The sequence below is a fragment of the Streptomyces sp. NPDC056296 genome, from assembly GCF_042268605.1.
GTDB lineage: Bacteria > Actinomycetota > Actinomycetes > Streptomycetales > Streptomycetaceae > Streptomyces.
Window position 1 is genome coordinate 1 of the sequence record NZ_JBHJRX010000001.1, and the last position, 18,002, is coordinate 18,002.

Sequence of the window (18,002 nt, forward strand, 5' to 3'; positions counted from 1 at the left end):
AGCGGGGCATTACGGTGGGACACGAGGGCCTCCTGGCGGTCGGCGGTAGATGTCGCAATCCACACCGAACCCAGAAGGCCCTCACCTGTTCAAGCTCCCCAGCACGCGTGTCACCAACGTCCCGGGACAGCACACCTAGGCCCGCAGTGAGGCCAGCTCGATGACCGTGACGTCCGACTCCGCCCCCACGCGCGTGGGCGGGCCCCAGGCGCCCGCGCCGCGGCTGACGTAGAGCTGGGTGTCGCCGTAGCGCTCCAGGCCCGCGACGGTGGGGTTGGCGAGGCCGGCGAGGAGGTTGCCGGGCCAGAGCTGGCCGCCGTGGGTGTGTCCGGAGAGCTGGAGGTCGACGCCGTGGTCGACGGCGTCGTGGATCTGCACCGGCTGGTGGGCGAGGAGCACGCACGCGCGGGCGCGGTCCCGGTCGCCGAGGGCCTTGGCGTAGTCGGGGCCCTGGCCCTCGTCCTCGCCCGCCACGTCGTTGACGCCGGCCAGGTCGAAGTGGGGCAGCTCGGTGCGGGCGTTCTCCAGCGGGAGCAGGCCGAGCCGCCGTACCTCGTCGACCCACTGCTCGGCGCCGGAGAAGTACTCGTGGTTGCCGGTGACGAAGTACGCGCCGTGCCGGGCCTTCAGACCGGCCAGCGGAGCCGCCGCCGGGCCGAGGTCCTTCACGCTGCCGTCGACCAGGTCGCCGACGACGGCGATGAGGTCGGGCTGCGTGGAGTTGATCGTGTCGACGACCTTCTGCGCGAAGCCCCGGCCGAGCACCGGGCCGAGGTGGATGTCGCTGACCACGGCGATGCGGAAACCGTGCGCCGCGCGGGGGAGCTTGGCCAGCGGCACGGTGACCCGCTTCACGCTCGGGCCGTTCAGCACGCCGTACGTGCCGTAGCCGACCGTCCCGACGGCCGCCGCGGCGGCGGCACCGCCGAGGACACGGGAGACGAAGAGGCGGCGGGAGGGGAGGGCGAGCGGGCTCTCGGGCGGACCGCCGGCCGTGGCGCCGGGAGCCGGCGACCCGGGTGCCTCGGGGGTCTCAGGTGTTTCGGCTGCCTCGGGCGTCTCGGCTGCCTCGGGTGCCTCGGGCGTCTCGCATGCCTCGGGCGTCTCGGGTGCCTTGGGCGTCTCGGGTGCCTCGGGCGTCTCGCATGCCTCGGGCGTCTCGGGTGCCTTGGGCGTCTCGGGTGCCTCGGGCGTCTCGGGTGCCTTGGGCGGTGCCGTCCCGGCCGGTATGCGCTTCGTGTCCGCCGCCGCCGGGGACCTCAGCGGCTCCGCCTCCGCCTGCCGCGCGGCCGCCCTGCGCTCCAGGAACCGCCGCAGCAGCGGCCGTACGACCTCACCGGCCAGCACCGCCAGCAGCAGGTAGATCGACAGCGCCAGCCACAGGAAGCCCGGCCAGGCCAGGACCTGCTGGAGCCAGAAGGGGGCGCCCGCGCGCCCGGAGACCAGCGCGCCGACGGCCAGCGCCCAGCCCCCGGCGATCACCACGGCGCCGATACGGCGCACGGGACCGGGCCCCCGGGTCGTGTCATGGAACAGGCGCCGCCACACGTACCAGTTGGACGTCACGAGGACGCTCACCACTGCCAGCGCGACAAGCGCGAAGACGACCACCATGCCGTCGTACCCCTTCAGTTATGACGTTCGGCGCAGTGCGCGCAGTCCGCGCAACCCGATGACCCCGACGACCGTCCCCAATACGAAGGACACGACGGCGAGCAGCAGGTGCACCCAGAAGTACGCCGTGGGGTCGCCGTCCTCGAAGGCGAGCCCGCTGCCGTCCTTGACCAGGTTTTTGACGAAAGTGATCCAGATGATCCAGCTCCACACCCCGAAAGCGAGCAGGAACCAGGAGACGGGGCGGCTGAGCTTCATGGTTTCAGTATCGCCGCACGGTGTCCGGATCCGTGCGCGGGGTCGGGAGGGGGGTGTGAAGGCGCCGCCCCCGGGAGGTACGTTCTCGCTCGTGCCCGCACCCAAGAAGGCCGTCAGGCGCTCCCTGACGGTCACCTCCGCCGCCCTGACCGCTCTCGCTCTCCTCTCGCCCGCCGCGCTCGCCGCCCCGAGCCCCTCGGCGAGTTCCTCGGCGAGCCCGTCGGCCACCCCGCCCGCGTCGATGTCGACCGTGGGCGGCGCGCGGCTCGGGAAGCCCGGGACGCAGGTGGATCTGGCGGGTGGGGCACCCGTGCTGCCGAAGGACCTCACCGCCCGTTCGTGGATCGTGGCCGACGCCGAGTCCGGCGACGTGCTCGCCGCGCACAACGCGCACTGGCGGCTGGCCCCGGCGAGCACGCTGAAGATGCTGTTCGCCGACACCCTGCTGCCGAAGTGGCCGAAGACGACCAAGCACAAGGTGGTCCCCTCCGACCTCGCGGGCATCGGCGCCGGCTCCAGCATGGTCGGCATCAAGGAGGACGAGACGTACACCGTCCACGACCTGTGGCTCGGTGTCTTCCTGCGCTCCGGCAACGATGCCGTGCACGTGCTGTCGGCGATGAACGGCGGTGTCGACGAGACCGTCGCGGACATGAACGAGCACGCCGAGGAGCTCCAGGCCCTCGACACGACCGTCGTCAGCCCTGACGGCTACGACGCGCCGAAGCAGGTCTCCTCGGCGTACGACCTGACGCTGTTCGCCCGCTCGGGGCTGCAGAAGAAGGACTTCCGCGAGTACGCCTCGACGGTCAGCGCGAAGTTCCCGGGCGAGACGAAGAAGAACAAGAAGGGCAAGACGTCCCGCAAGCCCTTCGAGATCCAGAACACCAACCGGCTGCTCGCCGGCGACTCGGACGTCGGCGTCTACCCGGGCATCGCGGGCGTGAAGAACGGCTACACCACCAACGCGGGCTACACCTTCACGGGCGTCGCCGAGCAGGGCGGCAAGGTGCTGCTCGTCACGGTCATGAACCCGGAGAAGGACGAGCACAACGAGGTCTACAAGGAGACCGCCCGTCTCTTCGACTGGGGCTTCAAGGCGGCCGGCAAGGTACAGCCGGTGGGTGAGCTGGTGCCACCGAAGAGCGCCGCCCAGGAGAGCCCGCAGCCTGGTTCGAGCTCCTCCGGGGAGGCCGGCGGCACCGGGAAGGGCGCGGCGGGCACGCAGCCGGTGGCGGGCGCCCCGGCCGCGGACGGCGCCGGCGGCGTCGGTGTCGCGGCCGGCCTCACCGCCGGGCTGCTGGTCCTGCTCGCGGGCGGCGCGTTCCTGATCAACCGGAAGTGGCCGCTGCCGGACCTGGTCCGTCGCCGGACGCGCCCGTGACGCCCGGTTCGCCGGCCTCCTCGGCCCCCTCCACCTCCTCCTCCTTGCTTCCCGTCGCCGTCCAGGAGGCGCAGAACAGCACCAGCTTCGAGGTGAAGTTGATCCACAGCAGCAGGGCGACGGGGACGCCGAAGGCGCCGTACATGCTCTTCGCGGCGACGCCCTGCATGTAGCCGCTCAGCAGCAGCTTCAGCAGCTCGAAGCCGATCGCGCCGATCAGCGCCGCCACCACCAGGCGGCGGCGCGCGGGCTGGACGCCGGGGAGCAGGGTCAGCACGTAGAGCAACAGGAGGAAGTCGGCGAGTACGGCGACGGCGAACGCGGCGACGTAGAGCAGCACCCCGCCGAAGCCGCCCTCGGCGATGCCCAGCTGGCGGATGATCCAGCCGACCAGCGCCGAGGCGACGGTGGAGATGGCGACGGTGACCAGGAGCGCGCCGCCGAGACCGACGAGGACGCCCGCGTCCTTGGCCCGGTGCAGGAAGGGGTTCTCCTCCTCGTCGGGCAGCTCCCAGACGGCGCGCAGACAGCCCCGGGTGGCGTCGACCCAGCCGATGCCGGTGAACAGCAGCAGGGCGCCGGCGATGAGGCCGACGGTGCCGGCGTTGTCGATCAGACTCTGGATGTTCAGCTGGTCGGAGATGCCGGGGATCTGCTCGGCGATCTTGTCCTGGAGCTGGTCCTGCTGGTCCTTGGTGAGCGTGGCGGCGGCGATGGCGGCGGCCAGGCTGAGCAGTGGGAAGAGCGCGACGAAGCTGGTGAAGGTCATGGCGGCGGCCAGCCGCGTCCACTTCACCCGGTCCAGCCGCTCGTACGAACGCCACGCGTGCGTGGTCATCAGCCGTGCCAGCCACGGCCCGACCACGGGGAGCTTCTTCAGCCAGTCCATGATCCGACTCTGCCCCCGCTCGTCCTGGTCCATGATCCCGTCGTGCCACCGGTTCCTGCCCCGGTACGGAAGACCAGTGTTCTTGTGCCCCAGAAACGCAGGATGGTGGCCAGCACCATGCCGATTCCCGCGCCGGAGACCGTGTCGGCCCGCTGCGAGGTGAGGCCGAGGCCGTAGTGGCTGACGGCCAGGCACAGGAGCTGTACGGCGGCGCCGGCGGCGTTCACCGCGAAGAACACGGCGTACGGGCGCAGGCCCCGCGGGCGGGTGTGCCGGTAGGTGCCGAGCGCGTTGCCCGCGTAGGCGACCGAGCAGCCGGCGACGAAGGACAGGGCCTTGGCGGTGAGCGGGTCGAGGCCGGCCGGGCCGCGCAGCCAGACGAAGAGGCCGAGGTCGACGGCGTAGGCGAGGAGGCCGGCGGAGGCGAAGCCGAGCAGCTCGCGCCGGGCGCCCGCCCGGGGGCCGTCTACCAATTGGCCACCGCCAGGCCGTACATCGCCACCCACACCACGCCGATCAGCGCGAGCGCCCGGTCGCGCAGGACGACGTCCTCGGGTTCGCCGGCGGTGCCGCGGTCGGCGAAGACGGCGTAGCGCAGGACGGCGAGGATGAAGGCGACCATGGACAGCTGGCGCCAGGGCAGCACGCTGGTGTGCGGGACGCCGCCCTCCTCCATGGCCCACAGGCAGTAGCCGAGGACGGCGACGCCGGCCGCGAGCTGCCAGACGAAGCGGAGGTAGCCGGTCGTGTACTCGGTGAGCAACGCGCGCGTGGCACCCGCTTTCTCGGCCATCTGGACGGCTTCGGAGTAGCGCTTGGCGGAGACCATGAACAGCGCGCCGAAGCCGGTCGTGATGAGGAACCAACGGGACAGCGGGATGCCGAGCGCGAGTCCGCCGATCATCGCCCGCATCAAAAAGCCGGTGGTGACGACGGCGAGGTCGACGACCAGGACGTGCTTGAGGCTGACGCAGTACGCCAGTTGCATGGCGAGGTAGGCGGTCAGCAGGGCCGCGACGGCGGGCGGGCACAGCCAGGCCGCGACGACGGGCGCGACAACGCCCAGGACGCCCCCGACGGCGTAGGCGACCGGCACCGGGACCTGTCCGGCGGCGACCGGGCGGTGCCGCTTGACCGGGTGGGCGCGGTCGGCCTCGGCGTCGCGGGCGTCGTTGACGAGGTAGACGGCGGCGGCGCACGCGGTGAACAGGACGAAGACCAGGGCGAGCCGGCTCAGGGTGTGCCAGGAGAGCAGTTCACCGGCGGCGGCCGGAGCCGCGACGACCAGGACGTTCTTGATCCACTGGCGGGGGCGCGCGGTCCGCAGCAGACCCGCCGGGATGCCCGCCCGGCGGGGCGGCGCGGGTTCCTGCTGCTGTTCGGGGGCGCGCTGCCGCAGGACGGCGGTGTCAGTCACGGGTGCCTCCGCGCATCCAGTCGGTGCCGAGCCGGGCCGTGAGCGCGCCCAGGGCGGCGCCCGCCGCGATGTCGGAGGGGTAGTGGACGCCGACGACCAGCCGGGAGACGCACACCGCGGCGGCGAGCGGCCAGGCGGCGTGGACGCCGAGCGCGCCGAAGGCCACGGCGGCCGCCGCCGCCGAGGTGGCGTGCGAGCTGGGGAAGGAGTGCCGGCCGGCGGTGCGCACCAGGGGTACGACGTGCGCGGGACGGGGACGGCGCACGACCCGCTTCACGCCCATGCTGGCGAGGTGGGCGCCCGCGGTGAGCGCGGTGCCGCGCAGCCAGGCCGAGCGCCGGGTGCCGTCCACGGCGGCTCCGGCGAGGCCCGCCGCGAGCCACAGCGCTCCGTGCTCCCCGGCCCAGGACAGGGCGCGCGCGGCGCCGGCCACGCGCGGGTCCGTGCCGCGGGCTCTGAGCGCCGTGACGATCCGGTGGTCCATGTCGTCGAGGTCGTCCATGTGGACTCACTGTTCACGCCGACTGCGCGGGAAGTCCGGCAATATCGAGCGACATACCATTAATCACCCGTTTCGGGGACCAGTGAGATGTTCTGGGACTAATCGCTCACATGAGGGCGATACGGTCACCGCCATGTCTGCCGACACCGTTCCCGTCACCGGCTGGGGCCGCACGGCGCCCACCGTCGCCCGCGTGATCCGCCCCCGCACGTTCCAGGAGGCCGCCGACGCCGTCCGCGACTGCGGCGTCCGCGGCGGCATCCCGCGGGGTCTGGGGCGGGCGTACGGGGACGCGGCGCAGAACGCGGGCGGCGACGTGCTCGACATGACGGCCCTGGACCGCGTCCACGCCATCGACGTCGACGGCGGCACCGTGCTCTGCGACGCGGGTGTCTCCCTGCACCGGCTGATGGAGGTGCTGCTGCCGCTCGGCTGGTTCGTGCCGGTGACCCCCGGCACCCGGTACGTGACGGTCGGCGGGGCGATCGGCGCGGACATCCACGGCAAGAACCACCACGTGTCCGGCTCCTTCTCCCGGCACGTGCTCTCCTTCGAGCTGCTCACCGCCGACGGCCGGGTCCGCACCGTGGACCGGGGCACGCCGCTGTTCGACGCGACCGCCGGCGGCATGGGCCTGACCGGGGTGATCCTCACCGCGACCGTGCGGCTCCAGCCGGTCGAGACGTCGCTGATGTCGGTCGACACCGAGCGCGCCGACGACCTCGACGACCTCATGGCCCGCCTGACGGCCACCGACCACCGCTACCGGTACTCGGTCGCCTGGATCGACCTGCTGGCCCGCGGCGCGGCGACCGGCCGGGCGGTACTCACCCGCGGCGACCACGCGCCCCTGGAGGCGCTGTCCGACCGGGCCCGGCGCGAGCCGCTGGCCTTCCGCACCTCCCGCCTCCCGGCCGCCCCCGACCTCGTCCCGGAGGGCCTGCTCAGCCGGACCACGGTCGGGCTCTTCAACGAGCTGTGGTACCGCAAGGCCCCCCGCCTGCGCCGGGGCGAACTCCAGCGGATCTCCGCCTTCTTCCACCCCCTGGACGGCGTCCCGCACTGGAACCGGATCTACGGCCGCGGCGGCTTCGTGCAGTACCAGTTCGTCGTCGGCCACGGCCAGGAGGACGCCCTGCGCCGGGTCGTGGGACGCATCTCCGCCCGGCGCTGCCCGTCGTTCCTGGCCGTCCTCAAGCGCTTCGGGGAGGCCGACCCGGGCTGGCTCTCCTTCCCCGTGCCCGGTTGGACCCTCGCCCTGGACATCCCGGCGGGCCTCCCGGGGCTCGGCACCTTCCTCGACGGCCTCGACGAGGAGGTCGCTCAGGCCGGCGGCCGGGTCTACCTCGCCAAGGACTCCCGGCTGCGGCCGGAGCTGCTCGCCGCGATGTACCCGCGCCTGGACGACTTCCGCGCGCTGCGCGCGGAGCTGGATCCGCACGGGGTCTTCACCTCCGATCTCTCCCGCCGCCTCACCCTCTAGGAGCTGTCGTGAAGGACGCCTTCGGCCTCCCCCAGTCCCTTCTCGTCCTCGGCGGTACGTCCGAGATCGCGCTCGCCACCGCGCGCCGTCTGGTCGCCCGCCGCACCCGCACGGTGTGGCTGGCCGGCCGCCCCTCCCCCGCCCTGGACGCGGCGGCCGAGCAGCTGCGCGGCCTCGGCGCCGAGGTGCGCACCGTCCCCTTCGACGCGCTCGACCCCGAGTCCCACGAGGCGGCGCTCGGCAAGGTCTTCACCGAGGGCGACATCGACCTGGTGCTGCTGGCCTTCGGCGTCCTGGGCGACCAGGCGCACGACGAGCGCGAGCCGCTGAACGCCGTCAGGGTCGCGCAGACCAACTACACCGGCGCTGTCTCGGCCGGGCTGGTCAGCGCCCGCGCGCTCCAGGCGCAGGGCCACGGCTCCCTGGTGGTGCTCTCCTCCGTGGCCGGCGAGCGGGCCCGCCGCGCAAACTTCATCTACGGCTCCAGCAAGGCCGGCCTGGACGCCTTCGCGCAGGGCCTCGGCGACGCGCTGCACGGCACGGGCGTGCACGTCATGGTCGTACGCCCCGGGTTCGTGCGGTCGCGGATGACCGCCGGGATGGAGGAGGCGCCGCTCGCCACGACGCCCGAGGCGGTCGCCACGGCCATCGAGCTGGGGCTGCGGCGGCGCTCGGAGACGGTGTGGGTGCCGGGCGCCCTGCGGGTGGTGATGTCGGCGCTGCGGCATCTGCCGCGGGCGGTGTTCCGGCGGCTGCCGGTGTAGCGCCTCGGCGAGGGCCTACCGGGCGGGCAGGGAGCCGCTCTCCACGCGTCCGGCCTGCGGAGGCACCGTGGTGCTGCCGAAGGGGAACTCGCGCAGCTTGCGCCACACCCCGTCGGCGCCCTGCTCGTAGAGCGCGAAGCCGGTGCAGGGCCACTGGGCCTCGTAGTCGGACAGCTCCTCGAAGGCGCGGTCCATCGCCGCTTCCTCGATGCCGTGCGCCACGGTGACGTGCGGGTGGTACGGGAACTGCAGTTCGCGCGGCACCGGCCCGGAGCTGTCGCGGACCCGCTTCTGCAGCCAGGAGCAGGCCGCGGCGCCCTCGACCACCTGGACGAAGACCACGGGCGACAGCGGGCGGAAGGTCCCGGTGCCCGACAGCCGCATCGGGAAGGGCCGGCCGCGCACCGCCACCTCCGCCAGATGCGCCTCGATCGCGGGCAGCGCGGCGCCGCCGACCTCGGTCGGCGGCAGCAGGGTGACGTGCGTGGGGATGCCGTGAGCAGCGGCGTCGCCGAAGCCCGCGCGCAGCTGCTGGAGCTTGCTGCCGTGAGGCTCCGGGACCGCGATCGACACGCCGATCGTTACGGTCCCCACGTCGTCTCCTGTCGTTACGTGTCACTCGTTGTATGTCGCCGGGTCGGACACCCGGTTATCGACTGTACGGCCCAGGCCGTGCCCGGGGCAGGCGCAACCGGAGTGATGTGCAGCGCTACGGCGGCGTGCCGGGGCGCGTGCGGTGCTGGGGCCGTGGTCGGGGCGGTGCCCGGTCAGTGCTTGGCGGGGAGCAGGCCCAGCATGTCGTACGCCCGGGCGAGGGTCTCCGCGGCGACGGCCCGTGCCTTCTCCGCGCCCTTGGCCAGGATCGCGTCGAGGGTCTCCGGGTCGTCGAGGTACTGCTGGGTACGCTCCCGGAAGGGCGTGACGAACTCCACCACGACCTCGGCGAGGTCCGTCTTCAGCGCGCCGTAACCCTTGCCCTCGTACTTCTGCTCGAGTTCCGGGATCTCCGCACCGGTGAGGGTGGAGTAGATCGAGAGCAGGTTGCTGACGCCGGGCTTGTGCTCGCGGTCGAAGCGGATCACGGTGTCGGTGTCCGTGACGGCGCTCTTCACCTTCTTCGCCGTGGCCTTCGGCTCGTCGAGCAGGTTGATCAGGCCCTTGGGGGTGGCCGCCGACTTGCTCATCTTGGCGGTCGGGTCCTGCATGTCGTAGATCTTCGCCGTCTCCTTGAGGATGTACGCGGAGGGGACGGTGAAGGCCTCGCCGAAGCGGCCGTTGAAGCGCTCGGCCAGGTCGCGGGTCAGCTCGATGTGCTGGCGCTGGTCCTCGCCGACGGGCACCTGGTCGGCCTGGTAGAGCAGGATGTCCGCGACCTGGAGGACCGGATACGTGAACAGGCCGACGGAGGCGCGGTCGGCGCCCTGCTTCGCGGACTTGTCCTTGAACTGCGTCATGCGGCTCGCCTCGCCGAAGCCGGTGAGGCAGTTCATGATCCAGGCGAGCTGGGCGTGCTCGGGGACGTGGCTCTGGACGAAGAGCGTGCAGCGGTCCGGGTCGAGTCCGGCGGCCAGCAGCTGGGCGACGGCGAGCCGGGTGTTGGCGCGCAGCTCCTTCGGGTCCTGCGGGACCGTGATCGCGTGCAGGTCGACGACCATGTAGAACGCGTCGTGGGACTCCTGGAGGGCCACCCACTGGCGGACGGCGCCGAGGTAGTTGCCGAGGTGGAACGAGCCTGCGGTGGGCTGGATTCCGGAGAGCACACGAGGTCGGTCATTCGCCATGCGCACCATTGTCTCAGAGAGCTCGGGGGGTTCTGTGCGTGGGGAACCGCGGACCGTGGGTGGCCGGTCGCGCAGTTCCCCGCGCCCCTGGTCGGCTCAGCCGAGGTCGATCTCCGGGTACAGGGGGAAGCCCTTCACCAGGTCCGTCGCGCGCTGGGCGATCTCGTGGGCAACCTTCTCGTCCAGGATGTGGGAGGCCTTCGACGGGGCGCCCGACTTCGTGGTGCCCGGCTCGGTGGTGGTCAGGACGCGGTCGATCAGGCCCGCGACCTCGTCCATCTCGGCCGTGCCCAGACCGCGGGTGGTGAGCGCCGGGGTGCCGACGCGGATGCCGGAGGTGTACCAGGCGCCGTTCGGGTCGGCCGGGATGGCGTTGCGGTTGGTGACGATGCCGGAGTCGAGGAGGGCGGCCTCGGCCTGGCGGCCGGTGAGGCCGTAGGAGGACGCCACGTCGATCAGGTTCAGGTGGTTGTCCGTGCCGCCGGTCACCAGGGTGGCGCCGCGCTTCATCAGACCCTCGGCGAGCGCGCGGGCGTTGTCGACGATGCGCTGGGCGTAGTCCTGGAACGCGGGCTGCCTGGCCTCGGCGAGGGCGACGGCCTTGGCGGCCATGACGTGCGGGAGCGGGCCGCCGAGGACCATCGGGCAGCCGCGGTCGACCTGGTCCTTGAGGGAGTCGTCGCACAGGACCATGCCGCCGCGCGGGCCGCGCAGCGACTTGTGGGTGGTCGTCGTGACGATCTGGGCGTGCGGGACCGGGTCGAAGTCGCCGGTGAGGACCTTGCCCGCGACCAGGCCCGCGAAGTGCGCCATGTCGACCATGAGGGTCGCGCCGACCTCGTCGGCGATCTCGCGCATGATCCGGAAGTTCACCAGCCGGGGGTACGCGGAGTAGCCCGCGACGATGATCAGCGGCTTGAACTCGCGGGCCGAGGCGCGCAGGGCCTCGTAGTCGATGAGGCCGGTCGCCGGGTCGGTGCCGTAGGAGCGCTGGTCGAACATCTTGCCGGAGATGTTCGGGCGGAAGCCGTGAGTGAGGTGGCCGCCGGCGTCCAGGGACATGCCGAGCATGCGCTGGTTGCCGAAGGCGCGGCGCAGCTCGGCCCAGTCGGCGTCGGTCAGGTCGTTGACCTGGCGGACGCCGGTCTTCTCCAGGAAGGGCACCTCGACGCGGGCGCCGAGGACGGCCCAGAAGGCGACGAGGTTGGCGTCGATGCCGGAGTGCGGCTGGACGTAGGCGTGCCGGGCGCCGAAGAGTTCCTTCGCGTGCTCGGCGGCGAGGGACTCGACGGTGTCGACGTTGCGGCAGCCGGCGTAGAAGCGGCGGCCGATGGTGCCCTCGGCGTACTTGTCGCTGAACCAGTTGCCCATGGTCAGGAGCGTGGCCGGGGAGGCGTAGTTCTCGGAGGCGATCAGCTTGAGCATCTCGCGCTGGTCGGCGACCTCCTGGCCGATCGCGTCGGCGACGCGGGGCTCGACCGTGCGGATGACGTCGAGCGCGGCGCGGTAGGCGGTGGACTCGGGGGTGAGCTCTGCGGGCATGGGGACCTCCGGACGGTGCGGTCGGCGTTCGGGTCGGCCCAGGCGCACGGCACTCGTCGTTCGAGCCGCTCCCCGATGGTCGGTCCCATCCCAGCGCGCCAGTCACGGCCCACGGGCAGCCTACCGGGCGGCACGGAGTGCCGGGGGGCGGCGTCCACCATGCGAGCGACGGTCCTCACAGGATCACGTGGGGCAGGAAGCGGGCGTATTCGTCCGTCACCAGGCCGCTCGACTCCCTGATGCCCAGGCCCGCCGACTCGTTCTCCACCACCCAGGCGCCCAGGACGACGCGGTTGCCGTCGAAGTCGGGCAGGGGAGCCAGCTCCTGGTAGCAGCAGAGGTCGGTGCGCGGGGGCGGCGCTTCCGTGCCGGGGCGGTGGATGGTGACGCCGGCGCCCTCTCGGCCGAGGAGGGGCTTGGCGACGTAGCCGGTGGTGTGGGCCAGTTCGCGCGGGCCGTCCAGGTAGGCGGGGAGGAGGTTGGGGTGGCCGGGGTACAGCTCCCAGAGGATCGCCAGCAGCGCCTTGTTGCTGAGCAGCATCTTCCAGGCGGGCTCGATCCACAGGGTGGTGCCGGTGCCGCCGCCGTTGTCGAGGGTGTCCAGGACGTGGTCGGCGAAGCGGTCGGTGGTGAGCCACTCCCAGGGGTAGAGCTTGAAGATGCTGCGGATGAAGCGGAGCCTGCCGTCGACGAAGCGGCCGGACAGGCGGTCCCAGCCGATCTCCTCCATGGAGATCCACTCGGTCTCCAGGCCGGCCTGCTCGGCGGTCTCCTTGAGGTAGGCGACCGTCATCAGGTCCTCGCCCAGCTCGTCGGCCTCGGAGTTCGCGAAGTACAGCGGGCTGCCGGGCGGGAGGAGGGCGGCCTGCTTCTTCCAGGCGTCGATGAGGCGCTCGTGGAGGCTGTTCCACTGGTCGGCGCCGGGGAAGCTCTCCTCCATCCAGAACCACTGCGGGGACGCGGCCTCGACGAGGGAGGTCGGGGTGTCCGCGTTGTACTCCAGGAGCTTGGCGGGTCCCGTGCCGTCGTAGCGCAGGTCGAAGCGGGCGTAGACGGAGGGGAGTTCGGCGCGGCGGTGCCAGGCCTCGGTGACCGCCTGGACCACCCGCGGGTCGGTGATGCCCAGGTCGGCGAAGCGGCCGGCGGTGACGATGTGCTCGGCCGCGGCCAGGCACATGCGGTGGAGTTCCTCGACGACCTCCTCCAGCGCCTCGACCTCCGGGAGGGAGAAGACGTAGTAGCCGCTCTCGTCCCAGTAGGGGCGCAGGGAGTCGTCGGGGTAGCGGGTGAGGGGGTAGATGCACCCCTGCTCCTCCACCGTCTGCTGCCAGCCGGGACGCGGCCGGGCGGTGCGGCGTTCCACGGCCGGCCTCAGCCGCCGCCGCTGCCGGAGCCGGAGCAGCCGAAGCCGCCGCGGTCGACGGCCTCGTCTCGGCTGAAGGTGCCGTAGTCGGCCCAGCCGTTGCTGACGTCCGCGTCGTAGTACCAGTCGGCGTCGGACACCTTCGACGAGCCGGACTTCTTCTTGCCGCCCTTGCCGTACGAACCGCCGGACGAGCCCGACTTGCAGTTCTTGTCGGCGACGACCTTGTAGCCGTTGATGTAGTCGTAGCTGTCGCGGTCCACGCAGCGGCGGTCGGGGTCCGATCCGCACGCGCTCAGGGCCGCCGCGAGCACTCCCATGCCGCCGAGCACCACCGTGCTCGACCGCAGCCGTCGCCGGGTCTCTGCCATTTTCCTTGTCTCCCCGTTGTCCGCGCAGGTGTACGACAGTTGGGCCGATCGAGTGTACGGCCATTGCCGCGGGTGGACTCTACGGCAGCGCCCGGCACAGCGCTTCCAGGGCCCCCGCCCAGGCGTGGTCGGGCGGGGTGCCGTAGCCGACGACGAGGGCGTCCAGCGGGGCGACGGCCGCGTCCGGGTGGCGGAACATGGACAGGCCGTGGACGGCGAGGCCGTTCCAGGCGGCGGCCCTGACGGCCTGCTGCTCGGTGCCGGGCGGCAGTTGGAGGACGGCGTGCAGTCCGGCCGCGATGCCGGTGACGCGCACGTCGGGGGCGCGCTCGGCGAGGGCGGCGACCAGCGCGTCACGGCGGCGCCGGTAGCGCAGGCGGGCGGCCCGGACATGCCGGTCGTAGTCGCCGGACCCAAGGAACTCCGCGAGGGTCAGCTGGTCCAGGACGCCCGGAGCGCGGCCCGCCATGCCGTCCACGGCCTCCTCGACCAGCGACGGCGGCAGCACCAGCCAGCCCAGGCGCAGGCCGGGGGCGAGGGACTTGCTGGCGGTGCCCAGATAGACGACGCGGTCGGGGTCCAGGCCCTGGAGGGCGCCGACGGGCTGGCGGTCGTAGCGGAACTCGCCGTCGTAGTCGTCCTCCAGGACCAGTCCGCCGGTGCGGCGGGCCCAGGCGATCAGCGCCGTGCGGCGCTCGGGGCGCAGCGGCAGGCCCAGGGGGAACTGGTGGGAGGGGGTCAGCAGGACGGCCCGGGCGGCCGCCGCGTCGTCGAGGGGCCGGGTGCCGCGGTCGTCGAAGGGCAGCGGGGGCGTGTCGCAGCCCGCGCGCCGGAGCAGCCGTCGGTGGTGGGGCAGGCCGTAGGACTCGACCGCCACGGAGCGCGCTCCCCTGCGGCGCAGCAGGTCGGCGAGGACACCGAGGCCGCCGAGGAAGCCGGCGCAGACGACGATCCTGTCGGGGTCGGCGCGCACGCCACGGGCGCGGGAGAGGTAGCCGGCGAGGGCGGTGCGCAGTTCGATCCGGCCGCGCGGGTCGCCGTAGCCGAGCGCTTGGTCGGGGGCGGCGGTCAGGGCGCGGCGGGCCGCCTTCAGCCACTGGGCGCGGGGGAACGACGCGAGTTCGGGCGTGCCGGGGACGAGGTCGTAGGCGGGTCGGCCCGGTTCACGCCGGTGCGGTGCCGGGCGCTGGTCGGGGGTGGCGGGCGTCCGGTCGGCGACCCTGGTTCCGGAGCCCTGGCGGGCGGCGAGCCAGCCCTCGGCGATAGGGTCTGCCGTTTGGATCAGGCCGCAGGAAAGCGACGATGCCTCATCAGCGCTGGTGAGCGGGGTCTGGTGCGTCCATATGCAAGGCGGAGGAGGGCGACAACGCGGAGCGTTGGCAACCGACGACAACGCGGCAGATGGGCGTGCCAGACCCCGCGTCTGCGGCATGATCCAAACGGCAGGCCCTAGGGTCGGCGTAGACCTCGGCCACCGTGTTGCGGGCCACGCCCAGGTCGGCGGCGAGCGAGCGCGAGGAGGGCAGCCGGGTGCCGGGCGCCAGTCGGCCGCCGCGGACGGCCTCGCGCAGGGCGTCGGTGAGACCGCGGCGCAGCCCGGGGCCGGAGCGGTCCAGGTGCAGGTCGACGCCGAAAGTGGCCCACGGTTTCTCCATGGAAATGGACCATACTCCTGGGCTGCATCGCTTCTAGGCTCAAGACCATGACGACGAACGAGAACACCACCGCCGCCCCCGGCTCCTTCGCCCCCGAGGAGGCCCCCCGCCTGGAGTGGGCCAAGCACGCGCCCGAGGTCTGGAAGGCGATGCTGGGACTGGAGAAGGCGGCGGGCCGGGGCTTGGACCCGGAGCTCAAGGAACTGGTGAAGATCCGCGCCTCCCAGCTGAACCACTGCGCCTTCTGCCTGGACATGCACACCAAGGACGCGCTCGCGGCCGGTGAGAGCGTGGAGCGGATCGTGCAGCTCGCCGCCTGGGAGGAGTCGCGGCACTTCTACACGGAGAAGGAGCTCGCGGCGATCGAGCTGACCGAGGCGGTCACCGTCCTGACGGACGGCTTCGTGCCGGACGAGGTGTACGAGAAGGCCGCCACGTTCTTCGACGAGGCCGAGCTGGCGCAGCTGATCGCCGCGATCACGGTGATCAACGCCTGGAACCGCTTCGGCGTGACGTGCCGACTGACGCCGGGTCACTACACGCCGGGTCAGCACCAGTGACGGTGCGCACGAGGCTTCTGGACGACGGTGTCCGGTCCGCGCTGCGGGTCCTGGGCGCCGCCGCCAAGCGGGGCGTGTGCTGAGTGGCCGCGTAGCAGCCGGGTATCGCTTGTTGGCGCGGCGAGCCGGACCGGGGAACACCAGTGATTCACCCGATGGGGTGATCGGTGGAGAACGTGCGATTCAATGTCGCGTGGATGTCTACGCTCGGTGAACATGAAGCTGGTGGTGCAGGTCAGGCTGCTGCCGACGCCGATGCAGGCGGCGGCTTTGGAAGCGACCCTGCGTGCCTGCAACGCGGCTGCCACCTGGGTGAGCGAGGTCGCTTTCGAACGGGGGGAGTTCAAGAACTTCGCACTCCGCAAACTCACATACGAGCAGGTCAAGTCACGGTGGTGTCTGGGGGCCCAAGCAGCCCAGCACACGATCAAGAAGGTCTGCGACGCCTACGCCACATTGCGGGCGAATGTGAAGGCGGGCCGTTTCGGTCGTAGCGGATCGGCGCGTCACCCCTCCGTCATGGAGAAACCCGTAGTCTTCCGTCGCTTCGGCGCGCAGCCTTTCGACGACCGGATGCTCTCCTGGCAGATCGCCAGGCGGACCGCGTCGGTCTGGACCGTCGGCGGGCGGATGAAGGACGTGGCCTTCACAGCGTCTGCCGAGCAGTTGGCCACCCTTGCGCGGTACCGCAAGGGCGAGTCCGATCTCATTTACCGGGATGGCATGTGGTTCCTGAACGCCACCTGTGAGGTCCCGGAAGCACCGCTGAACGCGAATCCGGTGGACTTCCTCGGGATCGACCTTGGCATCGTGAACATCGCTACCACCAGCGACGGCGAGATCATGGCCGGGCGTGAACTCACCCGCATCCGGGCCCGCGAGCGTGGCCTGCGCACCAAGCTTCAGAGGAAGAACACCCCGTCCGCCAAGCGTCGGCTGAAGAAGCGCCGCCGCAAGGAAGCACGGCGGGCCAAAGACATCAACCACAAGATCGCGAAGCATGTGGTGGCCGAGGCAGAACGCACCGGTCGCGGAATCGCCCTGGAAGAACTCACGGGCATCCGGGAACGGGTACGGCTTCGCAAGCCCCAACGGGCCATCCACTCCAGCTGGGCCTTTGCACAGCTGGGACAGTTCATCGGTTACAAGGCCCGCCGCGCCGGGGTGCTGGTGGTGTACGTCGATCCGGCGTACACCTCCCGTACCTGCGCCGAGTGCGGGCACATCGACAAGGCGAACCGTGCCTCCCAAGCCCGGTTCGCGTGCCGGTCCTGCGGATTCGTTGATCACGCAGATCGGAACGGCTCCCGCAACATCCGCGCCCGCGCGTGGGAGTTGTGGCGACGCGGGGTCGAGTCAACGGCCCCTGCCCCGCCCCCGCTCCAGCGGGACGGGGCTGGACGCAAACGCAGCATCACCGCCAGTGATGCCCAGTTGTGCAAGCCCGGCGCTTTAGCGCCCGGTAGTTGACGGCAGCCACTTCTTCCAGACGGACTCGTGGCTGTCCACCCACTTCTTCGCCGCCTCGTCGGGCCGCATCTTCTGCTCGGCGATCATCAGGGAGACCTGGTTCTGGTCCTCGGTCGTCCACTTGAAGTTCTTGAGGAACTCCGCCGCCTTGCCGCCGTCCTCCGCGAAGTCGGCGTTGAGGTACTTCTGCAGCGGGGTGACCGGGTAGGCGCAGTCGACCTTCGCCGGGTCGGCGTCGCAGCCCTCCTTGTAGGGCGGCAGCTTCACCTCGGTCATCGGGACCTTCTCGAAGAGCCACTGGGGGGTGTACCAGTAGGTCAGGAAGGGCTTCTTCTCCTTGGCGAACTGCTTGATCTGGGTGATCTGTGCGGCCTCGGAGCCGGCGAAGACGACCTTGTAGTCCAGGTCCAGGTTCTCGACGAGGGCCTTGTCGTTGGTGACGTAGGACGGGGAACCGTCCATCAGCTGGCCCTTGTCGCCGCTCTCCGCGGTGCGCATCAGCTCGGCGTACTTGTCGAGGTTCTTCCAGTCGGTCACGTCCGGGTGCTTCTTCGCGAAGTACGTCGGGACGAACCAGCCGATGTGGCCGGTGACGCCGAGGTCGCCGCCGGGGGCGATGGTCTTCTTGTCCTGGACGTAGCGCTGTTCCTGCTCGGGGTGGCCCCAGTCCTCCAGGATGGCGTCGACGCGCCCCTGGCTGAGCGCGTCCCAGGCGGGGACCTCGTCGACCTGGACGGTGTCGACGCGGTAGCCCAGCTCGTGCTCCAGCAGGTACTGGGCGACGGCCACGTTGGCCTGGGCGCCGACCCAGGACTGCACGGACAGGGTCACCGTCTTGGCGCCCTGGGCGTTGGCGAACGGGGACGCCTGCTTGGTCATGTCGGCGGCGCCGCAGCCGGTGGCCAGCACCAGCACGGCGACGGCCGCCGTGATCCGCTTGCGTGACATC

General features: G+C 71.7%; 18 protein-coding genes, 1 pseudogene and 1 riboswitch. Of the genes and pseudogenes, 5 read left to right on the forward strand and 14 right to left on the reverse strand.

What is annotated here, in order from left to right:
- Positions 1-135: 135 nt before the first annotated feature.
- Together ACFCZF_RS00005 and ACFCZF_RS00010 are read right to left on the reverse strand one after the other, a co-directional pair.
- The gene (locus ACFCZF_RS00005) at positions 136-1,614 is read right to left on the reverse strand and encodes a metallophosphoesterase (protein ID WP_376669710.1); all 1,479 of its coding nucleotides are present in this window, start codon (positions 1,612-1,614) and stop codon (positions 136-138) included.
- An 18-nt stretch (positions 1,615-1,632) separates the two neighbouring features.
- Entirely contained in the window at positions 1,633-1,872 is a 240-nt protein-coding gene (locus tag ACFCZF_RS00010) for an SCO4848 family membrane protein (protein ID WP_053135976.1), read from the reverse strand.
- Positions 1,873-1,963: 91 nt separating this feature from the next.
- On the opposite strand from ACFCZF_RS00010, the gene ACFCZF_RS00015 reads away from it, so the two are divergent.
- The gene (locus ACFCZF_RS00015) at positions 1,964-3,256 is read left to right on the forward strand and encodes a D-alanyl-D-alanine carboxypeptidase family protein (RefSeq protein ID WP_376669711.1); all 1,293 of its coding nucleotides are present in this window, start codon (positions 1,964-1,966) and stop codon (positions 3,254-3,256) included.
- Here the strand turns inward: ACFCZF_RS00015 and ACFCZF_RS00020 are convergent.
- Genes ACFCZF_RS00020 through ACFCZF_RS00035 form a run of 4 tightly spaced genes read right to left on the reverse strand, consistent with a single transcriptional unit; the run spans position 3,204 to position 6,064 of the window.
- Complete coding sequence (locus ACFCZF_RS00020) at positions 3,204-4,145, reverse strand: YihY/virulence factor BrkB family protein (RefSeq protein WP_376669712.1); 942 nt, start codon at positions 4,143-4,145, stop codon at positions 3,204-3,206. The two genes, ACFCZF_RS00015 and ACFCZF_RS00020, sit on opposite strands and share 53 nt — an antisense overlap.
- Positions 4,133-4,618, reverse strand: a complete 486-nt coding sequence (locus tag ACFCZF_RS00025) for a GtrA family protein (protein WP_376669713.1) — start codon at positions 4,616-4,618, stop codon at positions 4,133-4,135. Before ACFCZF_RS00025 ends, ACFCZF_RS00020 begins: the two co-directional genes overlap by 13 nt.
- The gene (locus ACFCZF_RS00030) at positions 4,612-5,562 is read right to left on the reverse strand and encodes a decaprenyl-phosphate phosphoribosyltransferase (RefSeq protein WP_376669714.1); all 951 of its coding nucleotides are present in this window, start codon (positions 5,560-5,562) and stop codon (positions 4,612-4,614) included. The genes ACFCZF_RS00025 and ACFCZF_RS00030 overlap by 7 nt, the downstream gene beginning before the upstream one ends.
- Positions 5,555-6,064 (reverse strand): phosphatase PAP2 family protein, encoded by a 510-nt coding sequence (locus ACFCZF_RS00035; RefSeq protein WP_375915909.1) that lies wholly within the window; start codon positions 6,062-6,064, stop codon positions 5,555-5,557. The genes ACFCZF_RS00030 and ACFCZF_RS00035 overlap by 8 nt, the downstream gene beginning before the upstream one ends.
- A 133-nt stretch (positions 6,065-6,197) precedes the next feature.
- Between ACFCZF_RS00035 and ACFCZF_RS00040 the strand changes: the two genes are divergently transcribed.
- Positions 6,198-7,547: an FAD-binding protein gene (locus ACFCZF_RS00040; RefSeq protein WP_376669715.1), complete on the forward strand. Its 1,350-nt coding sequence runs from the start codon at positions 6,198-6,200 to the stop codon at positions 7,545-7,547.
- Between the two features lie 8 nt (positions 7,548-7,555).
- Complete coding sequence (locus ACFCZF_RS00045; protein WP_376669716.1) at positions 7,556-8,311, forward strand: decaprenylphospho-beta-D-erythro-pentofuranosid-2-ulose 2-reductase; 756 nt, start codon at positions 7,556-7,558, stop codon at positions 8,309-8,311.
- Positions 8,312-8,326: 15 nt separating this feature from the next.
- Here ACFCZF_RS00045 and ACFCZF_RS00050 read toward each other — a convergent pair whose 3' ends face one another.
- From ACFCZF_RS00050 to ACFCZF_RS00080, 7 genes and pseudogenes are all read right to left on the reverse strand, one after another.
- Positions 8,327-8,905, reverse strand: coding sequence for a 2'-5' RNA ligase family protein (locus tag ACFCZF_RS00050; RefSeq protein ID WP_376669717.1), 579 nt, complete (start codon positions 8,903-8,905; stop codon positions 8,327-8,329).
- 173 nt (positions 8,906-9,078) lie between these two features.
- Positions 9,079-10,092 carry a tryptophan--tRNA ligase gene (trpS, locus tag ACFCZF_RS00055; RefSeq protein ID WP_376669718.1) on the reverse strand — a complete coding sequence of 338 codons (1,014 nt, stop codon included), beginning with the start codon at positions 10,090-10,092 and terminating at the stop codon, positions 9,079-9,081.
- 96 nt (positions 10,093-10,188) lie between these two features.
- Positions 10,189-11,634, reverse strand: coding sequence for a glycine hydroxymethyltransferase (locus ACFCZF_RS00060; protein ID WP_376669719.1), 1,446 nt, complete (start codon positions 11,632-11,634; stop codon positions 10,189-10,191).
- Between the two features lie 29 nt (positions 11,635-11,663).
- Positions 11,664-11,750: riboswitch (ZMP/ZTP riboswitch) on the reverse strand.
- A 59-nt stretch (positions 11,751-11,809) separates the two neighbouring features.
- Positions 11,810-12,997 (reverse strand): glutathionylspermidine synthase family protein, encoded by a 1,188-nt coding sequence (locus tag ACFCZF_RS00065; RefSeq protein WP_376669720.1) that lies wholly within the window; start codon positions 12,995-12,997, stop codon positions 11,810-11,812.
- Between the two features lie 8 nt (positions 12,998-13,005).
- Positions 13,006-13,368, reverse strand: a complete 363-nt coding sequence (locus ACFCZF_RS00070) for a hypothetical protein (RefSeq protein WP_375915928.1) — start codon at positions 13,366-13,368, stop codon at positions 13,006-13,008.
- A gap of 79 nt (positions 13,369-13,447) precedes the next feature.
- The gene (locus ACFCZF_RS00075) at positions 13,448-14,761 is read right to left on the reverse strand and encodes a PLP-dependent aminotransferase family protein (protein ID WP_376669932.1); all 1,314 of its coding nucleotides are present in this window, start codon (positions 14,759-14,761) and stop codon (positions 13,448-13,450) included.
- Between the two features lie 57 nt (positions 14,762-14,818).
- Positions 14,819-15,023: pseudogene (locus ACFCZF_RS00080) on the reverse strand (GntR family transcriptional regulator); the annotation flags it as partial.
- Positions 15,024-15,070: 47 nt separating this feature from the next.
- On the opposite strand from ACFCZF_RS00080, the gene ACFCZF_RS00085 reads away from it, so the two are divergent.
- On the forward strand, positions 15,071-15,583 hold the full coding sequence (locus tag ACFCZF_RS00085) for a carboxymuconolactone decarboxylase family protein (protein WP_376669721.1): 513 nt from the start codon (positions 15,071-15,073) through the stop codon (positions 15,581-15,583).
- A 216-nt stretch (positions 15,584-15,799) separates the two neighbouring features.
- Positions 15,800-17,053: an RNA-guided endonuclease InsQ/TnpB family protein gene (locus ACFCZF_RS00090; protein WP_376669722.1), complete on the forward strand. Its 1,254-nt coding sequence runs from the start codon at positions 15,800-15,802 to the stop codon at positions 17,051-17,053.
- Here ACFCZF_RS00090 and ACFCZF_RS00095 read toward each other — a convergent pair.
- Positions 17,036-18,001, reverse strand: coding sequence for an ABC transporter substrate-binding protein (locus ACFCZF_RS00095; protein ID WP_376669723.1), 966 nt, complete (start codon positions 17,999-18,001; stop codon positions 17,036-17,038). The genes ACFCZF_RS00090 and ACFCZF_RS00095 overlap by 18 nt on opposite strands.
- Between the last annotated feature and the right edge of the window lies 1 nt (position 18,002).